Origin of the sequence: Streptomyces caniferus (assembly GCF_009811555.1) — a bacterium.
Taxonomy (GTDB): domain Bacteria; phylum Actinomycetota; class Actinomycetes; order Streptomycetales; family Streptomycetaceae; genus Streptomyces; species Streptomyces caniferus.
Genome location: NZ_BLIN01000005.1, coordinates 4155092 through 4170770 on the forward strand (window position 1 = coordinate 4155092; position 15679 = coordinate 4170770).

Genomic DNA, 15679 nt, shown 5'->3' on the forward strand with positions numbered 1-15679 from the left:
ACTCGCTTCTCCGCCCGCGCGGCGCAGAGGCGCGGCATTCGTCTTCGTCTGCGGCCGGGCGGCCGCCCGTGCGTCGCTCATGCGTTGACCAGCTTCTTCAGGATCGAGGTGAAGAATCCGAGGCCGTCGGTACGGCCCGTACCGATCAGCGGCTCCACGGCGTGCTCGGGGTGCGGCATGAGGCCGACGACATTGCCCGCCTCATTGGTGATGCCGGCGATGTCGCGGAGCGAGCCGTTGGGGTTGCCGTCCAGGTAGCGGAAGGCGACCCGGCCCTCGGCCTCGAGCATGTCGAGCGTGCGCGCGTCGGCGACGTACCGGCCGTCGATGTTCTTCAGCGGAATGCTGATCTCCTGGCCGGACGCGTAGTCCGAGGTCCAGGAGGTCTCCGCGTTCTCCACCCGCAGCTTCTGGTCGCGGCAGATGAAGTGCAGATGGTTGTTGCGCAGCATCGCGCCGGGCAGCAGGTGGGTCTCGGTGAGCACCTGGAAGCCGTTGCAGATACCGAGGACCGGCATACCGGCCCTGGCCTGCTCGATCACGGTCTCCATCACCGGCGAGAACCGGGAAATGGCCCCGGCCCGCAGATAGTCGCCGTAGGAGAAACCGCCGGGCAGCACCACGGCGTCGACCTGCTTGAGGTCCTTGTCGCGGTGCCACAGCGGCACCGGTTCGGCACCGGCCACCCGGACCGCGCGCTGTGTGTCGCGGTCGTCGAGCGTGCCGGGGAAGGTGACGACTCCGATGCGCGAGGTCATGAGTCGACCCGCACGGTGAAGTCTTCGATGACGGTGTTGGCGAGGAAGGTCTCGGCCATCTCTTGGATGCGAGCGAGGGCGGCGTCGTCGACCGGACCCTCCACCTCAAGTTCGAAACGCTTGCCCTGACGGACGTCGGCGATCCCCTCGAAGCCCAGGCGTGGCAGTGCGCGCTGCACCGCCTGCCCCTGCGGGTCGAGGATCTCCGGCTTGAGCATGACGTCGACTACGACGCGTGCCACTGGCACTCCCGGTGGTGTGGTGCGTAAGGCGGTGTCCTCACAGTACCGTGTTCGAAAATCTACGCGCATAGATATGCTGCGGACCCGATCACGGGTCCGGTATCGACGGGAGTGCGGCTCAGGAAAAATTCTCGAAAAGATCCGGGGTCCGGATTGCGGGAAGACACGCTGACGAAATTAACTGGGCTTCACAATGCAATGCCCATCGCTGTACAAATGAAAAAGCATTGATCCCAATCAGCCGGATCCGGAGCATCACCCCATGTCAACAAGGGGTTGCTCCACGAAAGGACCGATATCCGTGGCGCAGCGCGTAGTAGTAACGCTCTCCGATGACATCGACGGAGGAGAAGCCGCAGAGACGGTCGCCTTCGGATTGGACGGGAAGTCGTACGAGATCGACCTCAATCCCGCCAATGCGAAGAAACTGCGCGGCGCCCTCGCTCCGTTCGTCGAGGCCGGCCGCAAGCGGGCCAAGTCCGGCAAGGCCTACCACCGGACCGCGGTGAACCCCGACCCCGCGGCGGTCCGCGCCTGGGCCCGCTCCCACCAGATGGACGTCCCCCCGCGCGGCCGGATCCCCAAGAAGGTCTACGAGGCCTTCAACGCCGCCAACCACTAACCGACTTCAGCGCGTCCCGCGGCCCGGGCGCAGCCGACTTGCACAGCACCCCTACTGATCAGCTAGAGTCTGGAGCACGCCGAGGGGCGAGGCCGAAAGGCCGGACCTCACGGAGTCACGCGGGTGTAGCTCAGTAGTAGAGCGCCCCCTTTCCAAGGGGGAGGCGCAGTGTGCAATCCCTGTCACCCGCTCTGACAGCTCGACCGGTCATTGGATCAGGTACAGTAGCTGTCGCGCCGCTCGGTGAAAGCCGAGTGGATGCCTGCGGACGTAGCTCAGTTGGTAGAGCGCAACCTTGCCAAGGTTGAGGTCGCGAGTTCGAGCCTCGTCGTCCGCTCAGAATGAAGAAGGCCCCGGTCATTGCGACCGGGGCCTTCTTCCTTTACCGGCGATCATGTCGCACCCTCTCCTCCCTTCCTCCCCTTCCCTCGCTCTCTTCTCTTCCGTCCCCTTCCGTCTCTTCCGGCGTGGGCAACTGACATTTGTCATCGGCTGCGATGACAGGTCGCACTGCCCGGAACCGCGATCCGGCGAAACGCTGGACTCATGAACATCGGGGAGAAAACCATCGCGGATGCCGGCCGCGGCGGCGCCGGGGGCGCCGCGTCCGGCATCGGTGTGATCGAAGTCACCGCACTCCGCAGGCGCTACGGCGCGGCCGGGCGGCGTGCGAAGGGGGAGCCGGAGCGGGGACGGCGGAGCCGGGCCGGCACGCGGGAGAGTTATGAGGCCGTGAGCGGTATCGACTTCACCGTCGCCCGGGGCGAGCTGTTCGCACTGCTGGGCACCAATGGCGCGGGCAAGACCTCCACCCTCGAACTGCTGGAGGGTCTGGCCGCGCCCAGCGCCGGGCGGGTCCGGGTCCTCGGCCATGATCCGTTCCGCGAGCGGGGCAGGGTGCGGCCCCGTATCGGCGTCATGCTGCAGGAGGGCGGATTCCCCGCCGAGCTGACACCCGAGGAAACGCTGCGGATGTGGGCGGGGTGCACCACCGGAGCGCGCCCGGTCGAGGAAGCCCTCGGCTCCGTGGGGCTGGACCGGCGCCGGAATGTCCGGGTCAAGCAGTTGTCCGGGGGTGAGCGCCGGCGGCTGGATCTCGCGCTCGCGCTGCTGGGGCGGCCCGAGGTGCTGTTCCTGGACGAGCCGACGACGGGGCTGGACACCGAAGCGCGTCATGTCACCTGGGAGCTGATCCGCGAGCTGCGGGATTCCGGGACCACGATCGTGCTGACCACGCACTATCTCGAAGAGGCCGAGGAGCTGGCGGACCGGCTGGCGATTTTGCACGACGGGCGGATAGCAACGGCGGGGCATGTCGCGGACGTGGTCGCGGCGCATCCTTCGCACCTCTCCTTCGAGCTGCCCGACGGGTTCCATCTCGGCGATCTTCCGCCGCTGGGGGAACTGGGCGTGATCTCCCATGAGACGACCGGCCGCACGGTCCGGCTGAGGACGAACGAACTGCAGCGGGCCGCGACCGGAGTGCTGGTCTGGGCGCAGGACAAGGGGATAACCCTGCGCGGGCTGGACGTCAGATCCGCGTCCCTGGAAGAGGCATTTCTGCACATCGCAAAGGGGCTGGAGAACACATGAGTGCATGTACGAGCCAGGCTGTTGGCTATGAGTCGGAGAAAAGACCCGCGGTAACCCGTTCCCCGGGTCGCCTACTCTCCCTGGGACGGGCCGAGTTGACGCTTCTCGGCCGCAACAGGACCGCGCTGTACACGTCGTTGTTCCTCCCGATTGCCATGGCGTTCGCCATGAAACAAGCGGTCAGTTCGATGAACCTGGCCGGCACGGGGCTGTCGGTCGAAACGGTGCTGTTGCCCGGCACTCTCGGCTGCGTTCTGATCTTTGCCGTCTACTCCACCGTCACCGGCGCCTATGTCGCCCGGCGCGAGGAACTGGTGCTCAAGCGCCTGCGCACCGGAGAACTGCGGGATCTGGAAATACTGACCGGCACCGCGCTCCCCTCGGTGCTGCTGGGGCTGGCCCAGTGCGCGCTCCTCGCCGTTCTCGGCAGTCTGGCGCTGGGTACCGATCTGCCCACCGCGCCGCATCTCCTGATCGTCGGCGTGTTGCTGGGCATGGTCACGGTCGTCGGGCTCGCGGCGGCCACCTCGGCCTTCGCGAAATCGACCGAGGCCGCGCAGCTGACCGTGCTGCCCTTCACGCTGCTGTCGCTGGCCGGGTCCGGAGTGATGGTTCCCCTGGATGTCTTTCCGGAGAACTTCGCCGCCTTCCTCGAAATCCTGCCGCTGTCACCAGCGATGGAGCTGATACGGGACGGCTGGACCGGTGCCGGAGACGTCAAGGAGACGCTGGGGCAGCTGATCACCGGCTTGGCCTGGGCCGGGCTCGCGCTGTTTGCTGTGCAGCGGTGGTTTTGCTGGGAGCCGCGGCGCTGACGACGCAGGCGATCCGACGACGGGGGCGGGCAGCGCATGATCGGGCGGCTGAGGGCGATGTGGCGACGGCGGAGCCAGGTGAGCATGGTCGAGGCCTACTTCCGCTGGAGTCTGTACGCCATCCCCTGGCTTCCCGTGTTCGGCGGGGTGATGCCCGTCATGAGCGTCACGGGCGGCCACGCGTTGCCGGTCACGTTGGCGGTGGTCGCCAGTGGACTGAACGTGGTGCAGGGCGTGCTGGCCGTTCCGTTGCTGAACCGGGCGCTGGACCGCTATCTCACGCTGGGGCCGACACCGCGCGGCCTGCTGCTTCTCTCGGGTGTGCTGACGCTCGCCGCCGAAGGCGCCTTGCTCGCGCTGATCGCCCTCATGGGCATCGGCCACGGCGACAGTGCGGCCACGGTGCCCATCGCGGTCGGGGCCTGCCTCACACCGTTCTTCATGGCGCACTGCCTGGTGGTGTCCAAGCGGAGCTTTCTGGCAGCGCTGGCCGCCGCCACGCTGGGGCTCGTCCTGCTGCTCGGGGCGCTTACGGGCTCCTGGCTGGGAGCGGTGGCCCTGTCATGTCTGCTGGTCTTCGCCGGCGTGTGGAGTTTCGGGATAACGCGGCCCACGGGCTGGCTGCTCGGTGTGGTCCGGAAGCTGGATGCGGCGCGCAGTACCGAGGCACGGCTCGCGGTCGCCGAGGAACGGCTGCGGTTCGGCCGGGATCTGCACGACGTCATGGGCCGCAATCTGGCGGTGATCGCTCTGAAGAGCGAGCTGGCGGTCCAGCTGGCCCGGCGGGAGCGGCCGGAGGCCGTGGAGCAGATGGTGGAGGTGCAGCGGATCGCCCAGGAGTCCCAGCGGGAGGTGCGGGAGGTGGTGCGCGGATACCGGAAGGCCGATCTGCAGGCGGAGTTGGCCGGGGCCCGCTCCATCCTGCGGGCGGCCGGGGTGGACTGCCGTATCGAGGGCGAGGACGAGACGCAGCTGCCGCCGGAGGTGGAGTCGGCGCTCGGCTGGGTCGTACGGGAAGGGACCACGAACGTCCTGCGGCACGCCGCCGAGGTGCGGCACTGTGCGCTGCGGACCCTGATCGATCCGCACCGGTCGGTACTCGTGATGACCATGGAGAACGACGGGGTCACCCACCCGCCGGTCGCCACCGGGACCGGCTCGCCGCCCGGCAGCGGCCTGAAGGGACTGCGGGAGCGGCTGCACCCCTTGGGCGGCACCCTGACGTCGGGCCCGGTTCAGGAGGGTTCCTACCGGCTGACCGTCGAGCTGCCGATGGGGACGGCGACGGGGTAGGCGCAAGGCTGGGGACGGTGCGGCGCGGGGAGGTGGCGCGAGCGGGGATGCGTCCCGGGCGTGGGAGGCGTGGTGGGCGAGAGATGGGGTGGCAGGTGAGTGACGGCGAGCGTGGCGAGGTGATCCGGGTGTTGCTCGCGGACGACGAGCATCTGATCCGCGGGGCGCTGGCGGCGTTGTTGTCGCTGGAGGACGATCTGCTGGTGGTGGCCGAGGCGGCGTCGGGACCGGAGGCGCGGGCGATGGCCCGGGCGCACGGGCCGGACGTGGCGGTGCTGGATCTGCAGATGCCGGGGGCGGACGGTGTGGCGGTGGCCACATCCCTGCGGGCCGAGGTGCCGGGGTGCCGGTCCATGATCGTGACGAGTCATGGCCGGCCGGGGCACCTGAAGCGGGCGCTGGCGGCCGGGGTGCGGGGGTTCGTGCCGAAGACGGTGTCGGCGCAGCGGCTGGCGGAGATCATACGCACGATCCACGCCGGAAACCGTTATGTGGACCAGGAGTTGGCGGCGGATGCGATCAGCGCCGGGGAGTCGCCGCTCTCGGTCCGGGAGGCGGAGGTGCTGGAGTGCGCCGAGGACGGGTCACCGGTCGCGGAGATCGCGGAGCGGGCGTCGCTGTCGCCGGGGACGGTGCGGAACTACCTCTCCTCGGCCACCGCGAAGCTGGGAGCGGAGAACCGTCACGTCGCGGCGCGTCTCGCCCGCGAGCGAGGTTGGCTATAGTGGTGCCCGCACCGCGCGACGGCGACTGGTTTCAGGAGCTGTGCACGGAGCATGCGGACGTAGCTCAGTTGGTAGAGCGCAACCTTGCCAAGGTTGAGGTCGCGAGTTCGAGCCTCGTCGTCCGCTCAGAAGGAGAAGGCCCCGGCCGGCAGTGATGTCGGACGGGGCCTTTTCGTCTGCCCGGCACCTGCTCCCCCGGCCCGGGTACGGACCCGGGCCGGGGGACGAGGTCATGACCAGCTGAGACCCGTGAGGCGCTCGTAGGCCTCCACGTACTTGGCGCGGGTGCTCTCCACGATCTCGTGCGGGAGGGCGGGCGGCGGCAGCGTGCCCGTGCGGTCCCAGTCCGCGGCGGGGGAGGTCAGCCAGTCGCGGACGAACTGCTTGTCGAAGGAGGGCTGGGCGCGGCCCGGCTCCCACAGGTCGGCGGGCCAGAAACGCGAGGAATCGGGCGTCAGCACCTCGTCGGCCAGGGTCAGCTGCTCACCGTCGAAGCCGAACTCGAACTTGGTGTCCGCCAGGATGACGCCGCGCTCACGGGCGATGTCGCGCGCCCGGCCGTAGACGGCGAGGGTCGTCTGCCGGAGCTGGGCGGCCACATCGGCGCCGATCTGGTGGACGACCTCCTCGTAGGAGACGTTCTCGTCGTGGTCGCCGACGGCGGCCTTGGTGGCCGGAGTGAAGATCGGCGCGGGGAGCTCGGAGCCGTCGACGAGGCCTTCGGGGAGGGCCAGGCCGCAGACGGTGCGGGTCTGCCGGTATTCGGCGAGGCCGGAGCCGGTGAGGTAACCGCGGGCCACGCACTCCACGGGGACCATCCGCAGCGACTTGCAGACCAGGGTGCGGCCCGCCCAGTCGGCGGGAGCGCCGTCCGGGACGTCGGTGGAGAGGACATGGTGGGGCGCCAGGTCGGAGAGCTGGTCGAACCACCACAGGGACAGCTGGGTGAGGATGCGGCCCTTTTCGGGGATCTCGGTGGGCAGCACCCAGTCGTAGACGGAGGTGCGGTCGCTGGCCACCATGATCAGATCGCCGGCGGCGTTCTGATAGAGGTCGCGCACCTTGCCGGTGTGCAGGTGGGTGAGCCCGGGAACCTCCACCGGCTCAGGCTTTTCTACAAAACCGGGCACGCTTCCTCCGCGTAGGTTGATCCAGGAGTCGTACCGATTCTCCCCTACCCGGGCCGGTGGTGACGGACGGGGGCCGGGTACGCGGGTGGGGCGGGCGGTTCAGTCGCGTTTGCAGATGCGGTCGAGGAGGTTGGCGGTGGCGCGCTGGACGCGTTCGTCGACATGGCCGGGGCGGTCGAGGGCGGGGGACCAGGCGAAGGTGCCGGAGGCGAAGACCCAGGCGCCGCTGGGGGCGCGGTAGAGCGAGGTCTCCTGATGGCGGCGGACGCCTTCGCTGTCGTCGTACGGGGAGTGGGCGAGCAGGGTGCGGCGGGTGTGCTCGGGGAGGCTGGTGCGCGGGAAGTAGCGGTCGGCCTCGCCGGCGACCAGGCCGGGGAGCTCATCGCCTTCGTGGGCGCCGGTGGCGTCCCACAGCCAGTGGTCACCGTTGCGGACGACCATGGGGGCCGGCTCGGGGACCCGGCCGGCGTACTGGATGCCCATCAGCCGTTGTTCGGCCTCCCCCAACTCCCGCCACAGCGCGGGGCGTCCGGGGCCCTGGCGCTTGCGGCAGTGGAGCAGGGCGTCCGGGCCCGAGGGCGACGGGGAGAGTTCGACCTGCCAGTACATGGTGTTGGCGGAGAGGAAGACGAGGGACGTGCCGTTGTCGCGGGCGCGCTCGACCGTACGGCGCATGGGCACCGACCAGTACTCGTCGTGGCCGGGGAAGACCAGGCCGCGGTAGCGGGACGGGTCGACGCGGCCGGCGTGCAGATCGCGGGCGTCGGCGTAGGCGAGGTCGTAGCCGTAGCGCTCGGCCCAGCGGATGAAGTCGTAGGCATGGCCGACATGGAGGGGCAGTCCCGCGCCGGCGTACGGGCGGTCGAAGGAGACGGTGGTGGCGGCGTCCCCCTCGCCGAGCAGCGCGCCCTCCTCGTCCCACGCGTGGTAGAGGCTGGCGCCGGTGCGGCCGTCCTCCGGGTAGAGGTTGTAGGCCTGCCAGGTGATGTCGGGCAGCAGCAGGAGGAGGTCGGCGGGCTGGTTGTCGCGGACCGTGAAGGGGATGTGGGAACGGTAGCGGCCGTCGGCGGTGGTGAGCACGGCGACATAGGCGCCGAGCTGCCAGAACGTGGGGACCTGGAGGCGCCAGGAGAGCCACCAGTGGTGGCAGGAGGCCGTGCGGTCGGCCGTCAGCGGGGGCGGCTGGACGATGCCGGCCAGACGGGGGCTGTTGGTGATCTTCGAGGCGCCGGCGCCCGCGTAGTGGCCGATGCGGTAGATGTCGATGTTGAACGGCTGGGGCGGGTCCACCGAGACGCGGAAGTCGATGGCCTCGCCGGGGGCCACCGCGCCGGGGCCGGCGAAGCCCTTGATCTGGCGGTGGACGTCATCGGCGGTACGCGGGCCGTTGTGCTTGCTGGGGGCGGGCACCGGCAGATCGCCCTGGGCGACGGCGGGGTCGACGTACCAGGGGATGATGCGGCCGGAGTCGAAGTAGTTCTCGCTGCCGCGCAGCCAGGGCAGCGGGCCCTGCCCGAACGGGTCCGTGACCGCATGGGCCAGTGCGCCCGACTCCCAGCGCCTGATCTGATCCGTCGCCACCTTCCACTCCCCTCCCGCGTCCCCCATCGGTCGTGGCCGATCGGGCCGGTGCTGCGTCCGACCGGGCGAACCCGGCCGGCCATCCCTCAGCACATCACATTACGCACTCACTTCGTCACCCTTCGTCGTGAATTTAGAGGGCCCGACCCCCGAAATGCGAACTGGAAGGGAACATTCAGCCGGTGGTGCGGGAGATCCGGGACGAGGTGCCCGGCTCCCGCCTGGCGGATAAATGCGGCTTTCCGGTCATACCAGCCGAACCGGCTTCTCGGGGCGTACGCCGACCGTCGTCAGCCAGCCGCGGAGCGGCTCCGCATCGCCGTCGTCGACCAAGCTGAGCACCGGGCGGCCGAGGTCGGACCGGCGGGCGCCGTCGACCAGCAGCGCCGGACCGTCGAGCCAGTCCAGGCCGGGGGCGGCACCGGCAGTGTCGACGGCGGCGCAGCAGACCATGGCGGTGACGTGGTCGGCGAGGAGTTCGCGGCCCGTACGGGGCGGCTGCAGCGGGAACAGCGGCAGACCGCCCTCGGAGACCAGGCCGTCGCCCCAGGCCACGCCGATGGCGGCGTCCTGCGCCGAGCCGCCGAGGGCGGCCTGGCGGGCCGCCTCCTCGCGCTCCTCACGCTCGACCTCCGCGCCCAGCCGGGCGGCGACCAGATCGCCCGCCCGCTCGTCCTGGACCAGCCGGTCGATGACGCGGGCCAGCGTCGGACCCGGGGCCGGTGCGGCCGGCGGGTCGTCGCGGCGGTCGGCGGACGACGGCGGACCGCCGGCGGGGCGGTCCGCCGGGTGGGGGCCGGGCGCGGAGCGGGCGTACGAGAGGTGCGGGGCGCAGGCGGGGTCCGGGGCCGCCGGCGCGGGCGGGGCCGCCGGGAGCGCGGTCGCCGGGAGGGTGTCGAGGACGCGGTGGAGGCGGGCGGCCTCCAGGCGCCACTTCCGGTCCACGACCTCCTCCGGATACTGGTTCCAGCCGACCGGCGACCAGTCGGGTCCGGGCTCGGCCGGGCCGCCGTGGAAGAGGCGGGCGGCCAGCAGGGAGGCGGCGCGGTCGATGGCGCCCGGCTCCTCCAGGAGGTCGCAGGCGGGGCGCTCGCCCAGGCGGGAGGCGAAGCCGTCGGCGAGGCGGTCGCGGCGGGAGAGTTCGGTGAGCGCGGAGACCACCCCGGCGTCCAGCCGGGACGGCCAGCGGCCCATCCGCCAGGCGGGCAACGCGACCCGGGTCAGCAGGCGGTCCCAGCCCGCGTAGGCGAGGCCGACCTGCTCCTGGGCGACGATCCGCAGGCCGTAGTCGACGGTCTGGGCGCGCTCGGACGCGGCGGCCGCGACGGCACGCTCCATGATCGTGGCGTGTTCGCGTCCGGCGCGCAGCAGCAGTCGCGCCACCCGGCCGACGAAGCGCAGCGGGAGTGCGCGCAGCGGGCCCCGGGCGCGGGCCGATACGGCGACGGCGGCGTCCAGGCCGCGGATGAAGCGGCGGGCGGCGGCTATGTCGGGGTGGGCGGACGGGCCGGTGCCGGCGACGACGGGGGCCAGCAGGGCGCGCAGCTCGGCGACCCGCATCCACCACAGAAACGGTGAGCCGATGACCAGGACGGGCGCCTCGGGCGCCCGGCGTCCTTCACCGGCTGCCGCTCCCCCGCGGCGCGGCGGGCCGTGGGCGCGGTGCGTACGGTCCTCCAGCCAGCTGTCGCAGTCCGGGGTGAGCGCTATGGCGGAGGGCGCGGGGACCTCGAGGCGGTCGGCGAGGTCGCGGACGAGGCGGTAGAGATCGGGGGCCGACTTCTCGGGGATCGGCACGGACGGGCTGAGCGCGGGTCTGGCCCGCGCGACGACGACGGCGACCAGCGCGGCCAGGAACAGGCTGAGCACCGCGAGGCCGCCGGCGATCCAGCCGGCGAGCCGCCAGCCGGTGCCCGCACCGAGATGGCCGGTCGCCCGGCCGACGAAGAGCACCACCGCCACGGCGGCCGGCAGCAGCGCGACGGCCAGCGCCGTACTGCGGATCCGCAGCACGGCAAGGGCGCGGGCACGCGCCGCCAGGACGCCTGTTTCCGGACTTGCCACGAGCCTGTACACCCCCTGCTGTCCTGCTGGAGCCGGACGGAGAGAACACGGGACGGACGTACGAGAATTGCGCGGTGGGTGGAGCGTGTGGACTCCACCACCACTGTGGCACCGGCCACTGACATCGCAATGCCGGTGAGCCACTTGCCGGACGCCGCCGTGGCAGCCGGGCCGGATTCCGGCCCGGCGACCACAGGACGCTTGCGCGGCACCCTAGTTGGGGGCGTGGGCCCCGTCAGCCGTATACCTGGTGCGGTCACTCGATGGAATGGCTTTGGGGAAAGCCGGGAACCGGTGCCCGGCAGGTGTGGGCCATGAACGCTCCGGCCCGGTCTGCGCCCGGAGGGCCGGGGCATATGTCACCGTATGTGGCATATGCCCCGGGAAAGAGGTCACCGATCGCCGCGTCCGCGCCGAGCGCGTCCGCGCGCCCTGCGCATGCCGTGCCCCGGGCGGCGGGGCACGGCCGGACAGGTGGGACAGGCCGTGAAGGCCGTGGCCGCAGGGGGCTTAGGCGCCCTGCGCCTCCGCCGCGTCGGCCGCGACCTTGGCGGCGATGTCCGTGCGGTGCTGCGAACCGTCCAGGGAGATCCGGCCGACGGCGCGGTAGGCGCGCTCCCGGGCGGTGGTGAGGTCGGAGCCGGTGGCGGTGACGGACAGCACCCGGCCGCCCGCGCTGAGCACCGCGCCGGAGTCGTCGCGCTGGGTACCGGCGTGCAGGACGTACGCCTCGGGGCCGTCCTGGTCCGCGACGTCGGCGAGGCCGTCGATCGGGTCGCCGGTGCGCGGGGTGTCCGGGTAGTTGTGGGAGGCGATGACGACCGTGACCGCCGCGCCGTCGCTCCAGCGCAGCGGCGGAAGGGTCGCGAGGGTGCCGGTGGCCGCGGCGTGCAGCAGACCGGAGAGCGGGGTCTTCAGGCGGGCGAGGACGACCTGGGTCTCCGGGTCGCCGAAGCGCGCGTTGAACTCGATCACGCGCACCCCGCGGGAGGTGATCGCCAGGCCCGCGTAGAGCAGCCCGGAGAACGGGGTGCCGCGGCGGCGCAGCTCGTCGACGGTGGGCTGCAGGACGGTGGCCATGACCTCGTCGACCAGCTCGGGGTCGGCCCAGGGCAGCGGGCTGTACGCGCCCATGCCGCCCGTGTTGGGGCCCTCGTCGCCGTCGTAGGCGCGCTTGAAGTCCTGGGCGGGCTGCAGCGGGACGACGGTCTCGCCGTCGGTGACCGCGAAGAGGGAGACCTCGGGGCCGTCGAGGAACTCCTCGATGACGACCCGGTCGCAGGCCAGCGCGTGGGCGCGGGCGGCCTCGACGTCGTCGGTGACGACGACGCCCTTGCCGGCCGCCAGCCCGTCGTCCTTGACGACGTAGGGCGCGCCGAAGGCGTCCAGGGCCGTGTCGATCTCTTCCCGGGTGGTGCAGACATAGCTGCGGGCCGTGGGGACGGCCGCGGCGGCCATCACGTCCTTGGCGAAGGCCTTGGAGCCCTCCAGCTGGGCGGCCTGGGCCGAGGGGCCGAAGACCGGGATGCCGCGGTCGCGCACGGCGTCCGCGACGCCCGCCACCAGGGGGGCCTCCGGCCCGACGATGACCAGGTCGGCCTGCAGACCGGCGGCGAGTTCGGCGACGGCCGCGCCGTCGAGGGCGTTGACCCCGTGCAATTCGGCCACCTCGGCGATGCCGGCGTTGCCGGGAGCGCAGTGCAGCGCGGTGACGTCGGGGTCGAGGGACAGAGAGCGGCACAGGGCGTGTTCGCGGGCGCCGCCGCCGATGACGAGGACCTTCACGGTGGCAGCCTAGACGAGAGCCCCCGGCGGCCTGACGTCGGCCGGGCCGGGGCGGCAATCGGGCCCGCAGCGGCCGGAAACCGTGCGTCGCCGCGGTGGCAACTCTTTCGGGTGAGATGCCCGGTGGCCTTATATCCGATCCCGCACCACTTCCGGGCGGAAAGAGCGTGATGGTGGGGCCGACGCCAGCCGTTCGGCGGTAGGAAGGGTGCTGTGCGCAACGGCCGTCTCGTACGTCACGCATGCACCGCAGGTATCCGTGGAGAGCGCTGGAGACAGAGAGGGAGTGCACGGGTGAGTCATCCGGAGATGCAGCCCGAGGGGCCCCCTCGGGAGGGCGGCAGCCCCACTCGGGAGAGCGGCAGCCGGGGCCGCGCCCGGAGGGACCTTGCCGGGCGGGTCTTCCCGCTCGGCGACTGGGGTGAGCCGGCGGACCGCCTGGACGCGCTCTATCTCTGGAGCGAGGAGGGCGCCCTGCGCAGCGCCGACTGGTACCTGCGCGGCCGGCTGGCCAAGCGCCGCGGCGCGCGGGCGCTGCGGCTGGGGGCCGCGGCCGGGGTGACGGTGGGCGGGGTGCTCCCGCTGCTGGATCTGGCCGGGATCTGGGAGGGCGGGGCGCCCTGGGGCACCCTGTCGCTGCTGCTGGCGGCGGTGTGCGTGGGCTGCGACCGGTATTTCGGCATGACCGCGGGGTGGATACGGGATCTGGCGACCGCCCAGGCGATCCACCGGCGGCTGGAGGCGTTGCAGTTCGACTGGGCGGTGGAGAGCGTGCGCGAGGTGCTCGGGCCGGCCGAGGGCACGGCGGGCGAGGCGGCGGAGCGCTGTCTGGCCGTGCTGCGGCGGTTCAACGAGGATCTCGGGGAGCTGGTGCGGGCCGAGACGGCCGACTGGATGGCCCAGTTCCGGGCCGATTCACTGCGGTTCGCCGCGAATCACGGGGGCGGTTCTGCGGGTGGGGGCGTGCGCCAGGAAGGCTCGGGGCCGCCGGGCCGGTTTGCGGTGTCGCAGCGGGCTCGGCCGCATATGCCTCGGCAGCGGCCGCCGGAGGGGCCTTCGCGGTGAGATGGTGGCCGTCCGTGCGGGCCGCTTCCCACGGTTTCGGCTTTCCCGCCGTGGTGGCTTCCCGCTTTCCGCGGGTTCGGCTCTCCCGCCAGCGGGTTCGGCTTTCCCGCCGTGGTGGCTTCTCGGCTTCCGCGGGTTCGGCCCTCCCGCCAGCGGGTTCGGCTTTCCCGCCGTGGTGGCTTCTCGGCTTCCGCGGGTTCGGCGTTCCCCCCCCCGTGGCGGCTTCCCGCTTTCCGCGGGTTCGGCGTCCCCCCCCCCGTGGCGGCTTCCCGCGTTGTGCGGGTTCGGCTTTCCCGCCGGCGGATTCGGCTTTCCCGCCGTGGTGGTTTCCCGCCGTTGCGCCTGGCGGCGGGCCGGGTCCGCTGCGCGGGGCTGTGGGTGCGGTGACGGGCCTCCGGGGCAGGGTGTCCGGACTGCTTCGCTTTACGTCCGGACACCCTGCCCCTCCGGCCCGTCCCCTCCCGTGGGTGGGTGGGAAGAGGTGGTGGGTGGGACCGGTGGTGGGTGGGACCGGTCGTGGGTTAGGGGGCTGTGGTGGGGCTAGCTGAAGACGATCATGGAGCCTTGGCCCAGGCTTCGGGTGGCGGCGGCGTGCAGGCCCAGCCATACGTGGCGTTCCCGGGCGAACGGGCTGTCGTCCAGGGGGGCCGCGGCGGACCGTTCCTCCAGGGAGGTGGGGCCGGCCGGGGGTGCGGGGGCGGCCGGGGGATTGGCCGGATCGATACCGAGGGATGGCGCAACCAGTTCGAGGTCCCGGAGCAGGCCGTGCGAGGAGCCCAGCGGGCCGCCGCCCTCCAGCAGTTCGTCGTTGGCGAGCGGGTGCGGGAAGTCGACCGGGACGTAGGCGCCCGCGTGGTCGTAGTGCCACACCAGATGGGACTGCTGCGCGGTGGCCTCGAACATCTCCAGCAACTGCTCGTAGTCGCCGCCCAGTTCGTCGACCGGTGTCACCTCGAGGCCGCACAGTCGCAGCAGGTAGGCGCGGCGCAGGAAGTGCAGGGCGTCGTAGTCGAAGCCGGCGACGGGGGCGACGTCACCGGACAGGCCGGGCATATAGCTGAAGACCGGCACCGGTGACAGGCCCGCTTCCGTCAGGGCCTTGTCGTAGGCGGCGATCTCTTCGGAGAACGGGTTGTCGGGGCTGTGGCACAGCACATCGACGAGGGGTACCAGCCACAGGTCACATGCCACGAGTGAGGGCTCGCTTCCGGTCGGGAACAGGGACACCGGCGCACGTACAGGTACGGGTACGGCCCATTACGGCCGATGGTCGGGACAGCGTAGTGCTAGCCGCGCGTTCCGACGAGAGCGAGGGAGTGCTCGTTGTACTCGGCGATCAGCCGCTGGGCCTCGGCCAGGTCGTGCTGGAGCAGGGCGGCGGCCAGCGCGCTGTGGCCCTGCCACAGATGACCCTTGAGGTCGGCTTCACGGCGCAGCAGCGGCACCGCGAACATCCAGGTCTGGACGCGGATGCGGTCGAGGAAGTCACTGATGTAGGCGTTGTTCACGATGCTGCTCAGCTCGCGCCAGAACCGCAGGTCGTAGCCGATCAGGACGTCCAGGTCGCCGCCCCGCGCGGCCCGTTCGGCCTCGTCGGCCCGGCGCCGGATGGAGATCAGCACCTCGGCGGGGGTGGCGCGCAGGGCCTGGTCGGCGCCGCTGCGGAAGATGCCCTCGATGATCAGGGTGCGGGCCTCGACCATGGCGCGGAAGTCGTCGGCGGTGAAGGCGTGCACCTTGAAGCCCCGGTGCTGTTCGACGTCGAGCAGGCCCTGCGCGCACAGGTCCAGCAGGGCCTCGCGCACCGGGGTGGCGGAGACGCCGTACTGCTCGGCGATCTCCTTCACGGTGAAGGGGTGGCCGGACGGCAGCCGGCCTGCCAGGACCTCGTCGCGCAGGGCGTCGGCGATCTGCTGGCGCAGGGTGCTGCGTCGTATGACTGAGCTGTCTCCGCCGGCGGCCATCGTGTGCGTCTCCTTCGACGTCCCTGACCGCGCAGGTGGGAG

14 protein-coding genes and 3 tRNA genes are annotated in these 15679 nt (G+C 71.5%); 9 read left to right on the top strand and 8 right to left on the bottom strand.

The features are described from left to right. Positions 1-77: 77 nt before the first annotated feature. Complete coding sequence (gene purQ, locus Scani_RS34780) at positions 78-758, bottom strand: phosphoribosylformylglycinamidine synthase subunit PurQ (protein WP_159481664.1); 681 nt, start codon at positions 756-758, stop codon at positions 78-80. Beyond that, positions 755-1000: a phosphoribosylformylglycinamidine synthase subunit PurS gene (purS, locus tag Scani_RS34785; RefSeq protein WP_030086196.1), complete on the bottom strand. Its 246-nt coding sequence runs from the start codon at positions 998-1000 to the stop codon at positions 755-757. The genes purQ and purS overlap by 4 nt, the downstream gene beginning before the upstream one ends. 301 nt (positions 1001-1301) lie before the next feature. Between purS and Scani_RS34790 the strand changes: the two genes are divergently transcribed. From Scani_RS34790 to Scani_RS34825, 8 genes are all read left to right on the top strand, one after another. Next, a complete protein-coding gene (locus tag Scani_RS34790; protein ID WP_086720559.1) occupies positions 1302-1622 on the top strand; it encodes a histone-like nucleoid-structuring protein Lsr2 in 321 nt (106 codons plus the stop codon). 119 nt (positions 1623-1741) lie between these two features. Further along, positions 1742-1813 (top strand) — tRNA-Gly (locus tag Scani_RS34795). Between the two features lie 73 nt (positions 1814-1886). Continuing rightward, positions 1887-1959: transfer RNA gene (locus Scani_RS34800), tRNA-Gly, on the top strand. Between the two features lie 209 nt (positions 1960-2168). Next, complete coding sequence (locus tag Scani_RS34805) at positions 2169-3215, top strand: ABC transporter ATP-binding protein (protein ID WP_159481665.1); 1047 nt, start codon at positions 2169-2171, stop codon at positions 3213-3215. Further along, the gene (locus Scani_RS34810) at positions 3212-4030 is read left to right on the top strand and encodes an ABC transporter permease (RefSeq protein WP_159481666.1); all 819 of its coding nucleotides are present in this window, start codon (positions 3212-3214) and stop codon (positions 4028-4030) included. Before Scani_RS34805 ends, Scani_RS34810 begins: the two co-directional genes overlap by 4 nt. A gap of 84 nt (positions 4031-4114) precedes the next feature. Further along, positions 4115-5323 carry a sensor histidine kinase gene (locus Scani_RS34815; RefSeq protein WP_246296482.1) on the top strand — a complete coding sequence of 403 codons (1209 nt, stop codon included), beginning with the start codon at positions 4115-4117 and terminating at the stop codon, positions 5321-5323. Positions 5324-5418: 95 nt separating this feature from the next. Beyond that, the gene (locus Scani_RS34820; protein ID WP_246296316.1) at positions 5419-6048 is read left to right on the top strand and encodes a response regulator transcription factor; all 630 of its coding nucleotides are present in this window, start codon (positions 5419-5421) and stop codon (positions 6046-6048) included. A 53-nt stretch (positions 6049-6101) separates the two neighbouring features. Further along, positions 6102-6174 (top strand) — tRNA-Gly (locus tag Scani_RS34825). 104 nt (positions 6175-6278) lie between these two features. Here the strand turns inward: Scani_RS34825 and Scani_RS34830 are convergent. The 4 genes from Scani_RS34830 to purD all read right to left on the bottom strand — a co-directional run bounded on the left by Scani_RS34830 (position 6279) and on the right by purD (position 12608). Beyond that, a complete protein-coding gene (locus tag Scani_RS34830) occupies positions 6279-7178 on the bottom strand; it encodes a phosphoribosylaminoimidazolesuccinocarboxamide synthase (RefSeq protein WP_159481669.1) in 900 nt (299 codons plus the stop codon). Between the two features lie 99 nt (positions 7179-7277). Beyond that, positions 7278-8759 (bottom strand): N,N-dimethylformamidase beta subunit family domain-containing protein, encoded by a 1482-nt coding sequence (locus Scani_RS34835; protein WP_159481670.1) that lies wholly within the window; start codon positions 8757-8759, stop codon positions 7278-7280. Positions 8760-9005: 246 nt separating this feature from the next. Continuing rightward, a complete protein-coding gene (locus tag Scani_RS34840; RefSeq protein WP_246296317.1) occupies positions 9006-10823 on the bottom strand; it encodes a hypothetical protein in 1818 nt (605 codons plus the stop codon). 510 nt (positions 10824-11333) lie between these two features. Beyond that, the gene (gene purD / locus Scani_RS34845; protein ID WP_159481671.1) at positions 11334-12608 is read right to left on the bottom strand and encodes a phosphoribosylamine--glycine ligase; all 1275 of its coding nucleotides are present in this window, start codon (positions 12606-12608) and stop codon (positions 11334-11336) included. Between the two features lie 294 nt (positions 12609-12902). On the opposite strand from purD, the gene Scani_RS34850 reads away from it, so the two are divergent. Next, positions 12903-13673, top strand: coding sequence for an SLATT domain-containing protein (locus Scani_RS34850; protein ID WP_159481672.1), 771 nt, complete (start codon positions 12903-12905; stop codon positions 13671-13673). 540 nt (positions 13674-14213) lie between these two features. On the opposite strand, the gene Scani_RS34855 is transcribed toward Scani_RS34850, so the two are convergent. Both Scani_RS34855 and Scani_RS34860 read right to left on the bottom strand, forming a co-directional pair. After that, complete coding sequence (locus tag Scani_RS34855) at positions 14214-14864, bottom strand: putative DNA-mimic protein (RefSeq protein WP_159481673.1); 651 nt, start codon at positions 14862-14864, stop codon at positions 14214-14216. Positions 14865-14959: 95 nt separating this feature from the next. Continuing rightward, positions 14960-15637: a GntR family transcriptional regulator gene (locus Scani_RS34860; RefSeq protein WP_159481674.1), complete on the bottom strand. Its 678-nt coding sequence runs from the start codon at positions 15635-15637 to the stop codon at positions 14960-14962. Positions 15638-15679 lie beyond the last annotated feature (42 nt).